This is a genomic window from Psychrobacter sp. bablab_jr014 (assembly GCF_016464015.1).
Classification (GTDB): Bacteria; Pseudomonadota; Gammaproteobacteria; order Pseudomonadales; family Moraxellaceae; genus Psychrobacter.
Genome location: NZ_JACDXT010000036.1, coordinates 1 through 2,503, shown reverse-complemented (window position 1 = coordinate 2,503; position 2,503 = coordinate 1). Strand labels below are relative to the sequence as shown.

Annotated in this window: 2 protein-coding genes; both read left to right on the top strand. The window is 48.3% G+C overall.

The genetic code is table 11. The features are described from left to right. Window positions 1-385: 385 nt before the first annotated feature. Complete coding sequence (metX, locus tag JIE71_RS08890) at window positions 386-1,699, top strand: homoserine O-acetyltransferase MetX (RefSeq protein ID WP_199508359.1); 1,314 nt, start codon at window positions 386-388, stop codon at window positions 1,697-1,699. Beyond that, window positions 1,696-2,307: a methionine biosynthesis protein MetW gene (metW, locus tag JIE71_RS08885; RefSeq protein WP_199508358.1), complete on the top strand. Its 612-nt coding sequence runs from the start codon at window positions 1,696-1,698 to the stop codon at window positions 2,305-2,307. The genes metX and metW overlap by 4 nt, the downstream gene beginning before the upstream one ends. Window positions 2,308-2,503: the final 196 nt, after the last annotated feature.

Genomic DNA, 2,503 nt, shown 5'->3' with positions numbered 1-2,503 from the left:
CCCGCAGGGACAGGACTCTTTTTTGCCGCTTCATCGTTAAAAATAAACGCTTAGAATGACTAAACTTATTATTTTTAACCTCGAATCGCCTAAAAAATAGTCGCTGTCAGTGCCATGGTCGAATGGTCAACACGCCCTAATAATCGAGGCTTAGTCTAGCATTTTATGCCTCTATTTTAGAGCGCAAAAACAGCAGTCATACAATTTGCTACCCAAAGCGCGCTGGCAATCGACAAACCCTGTGCATAAGGTTGTACTCCTGCGCGCATCGCCCTACAATAGGCAAGCATAGCCCAGCGGTACGCATACGTGTTTGGGCATTTTTTGATTTAGTGATGATTGACCATCGTCTTGTGAGGTAGTTTTGAACACCCGTTCTGATACGATTAGTGATTTTGAGGATACGCCCGCACACGATAGCGGGTCAGTGGGTATCGTCACGCCTACGTTATACCATTTTGCCGAGCCATTGACATTAGAGTGCAACCGCACCTTGCCTTCCTTTGATTTAATGGTTGAGACCTACGGCACGCTCAATGAGGACAAGTCCAACGCCATTTTGATTTGTCATGCCTTATCAGGCAGCCACCACGCGGCAGGCTACTATAGCGAAGCGGACAAAAAATCAGGCTGGTGGGACAATATGATTGGCCCAAACAAAGCCATCGATACCAATCGCTTTTTTGTGGTGTGTCTGAACAATATCGGCAGCTGCTTCGGCTCAACGGGGCCAACGTCTGTCAATCCAGAAGCGGACAGCTATGTCAATGAGGCAGGTGAAACCGTGCAGCCTGTCTATGGTCCTGATTTTCCGCTGATTACCATCAAAGATTGGGTCAAGACTCAAGCCATGCTCTCTGACCGTCTCGGCATTGAGGTGTGGCATGCCGTGGTCGGCGGCTCGATGGGCGGTATGCAGGCGATGCAGTGGTCGGTTGATTATCCTGAGCGCCTCAAGCGCTGCGTGGTCATTGCCAGCACACCCAAGCTGTCCGCGCAAAATATTGCCTTTAACGAAGTGGCGCGGCAGTCGATTCTCTCTGACCCTGACTTTAAAGATGGACGCTATTTGCAGGCGGGTACCTATCCACGGCGCGGGCTAATTTTGGCGCGTATGGTCGGGCACATCACCTACTTAACCGATGAAGCCATGCGTGCCAAGTTTGGCCGTGACCTCAAATCAGGCAAGTTTATGTACGGCTATGATGTTGAGTTTCAGGTTGAGAGCTATCTGCGCTATCAAGGCGAACGCTTTAGCAAAAACTTTGATGCCAATACTTACCTCTTGATGACCAAGGCTTTAGATTACTTTGATCCCACGCGCGGACACAGCAGCATTAGCGAAGACAGCTTGACTGAGCCAAGCCATAGCGCAGATGACAGCCAAGCAGACAGCGCGAGCGAATATAACGATCTAAAGGCAACCTTTGCGCATACCCAGTGCCAATATTTGGTGGTGTCATTCACCACCGATTGGCGATTTTCGCCTGAGCGCTCGCAAGAGCTGGTCAACGCGCTGATGGCCACAGGCAAACCTGTCAGTTATATCAATGTCGATGCCCCGCACGGGCACGACTCGTTCTTGTTTGACATTCCTCGTTATATGGGCGCGGTAAAAGGCTTTTTGAATGCGCCGTTTTTTGCCAAAGACGCGCCTACCTCTGCCAATGCAACACAACCCAAAGGAGATGCCTTGTGAGAATGGATCATCAACTCGTGGAGCGCTGGGTCGCACCACGCTCACACGTCTTAGATTTAGGCTGTGGTAATGGCGAGCTGCTCGCTCACTTAAAACAAAACTTTGCGGTCACAGGCTACGGGCTAGAGATTGACGAAGACAAAATCAACGAAGCCATCGGTAATGGATTGTCTATCATCGAGCAAGACTTGAACGACGGTCTTGCCCGCTTTGCTGATAATAGCTTTGATACCGTGATTATGGCGCGGGCGCTACAAGCGGTGAAATCGCCTGATACGCTACTGCTGGATATGCTGCGTGTCGGTCGCGAAGCGGTCATCACCTTTCCAAACTTTGCCCATTGGCAAAACCGTATGCATTTAGGCTTAAAAGGTATGATGCCTGTTTCTGAAGCACTGCCGTATGAATGGTACAACACGCCGAACATTCATCTGTGTACCTTTAAAGACTTTGAACTGCTGTGCGCTCAGCATGACATTGAGATTATCAATCGCTTCGCTGTCAGTGATTCAGGACGTATGCCCTCATCTTTGATGCGTGCTTTGATTACTGAAATGCCCAACCTATTGGCAGACGTTGCCATTTACCGAGTGACCAAACGCCGTTAAATTGCTTTTATCTGCGTCTTTATCATCAGCGTATTAAAAAAGTCCTTGCCACAGATATAGTTAACTCTAAATAAAAACGATACAGGACAATAAATTCATTTGATTAAACGCTATTTTCCTTGCTTGCTGTGACTACGTCTTTTGATGCTGCGAAAAATAGCGTTTAATCTCATCGTATCGATTTTATAGTGAACTG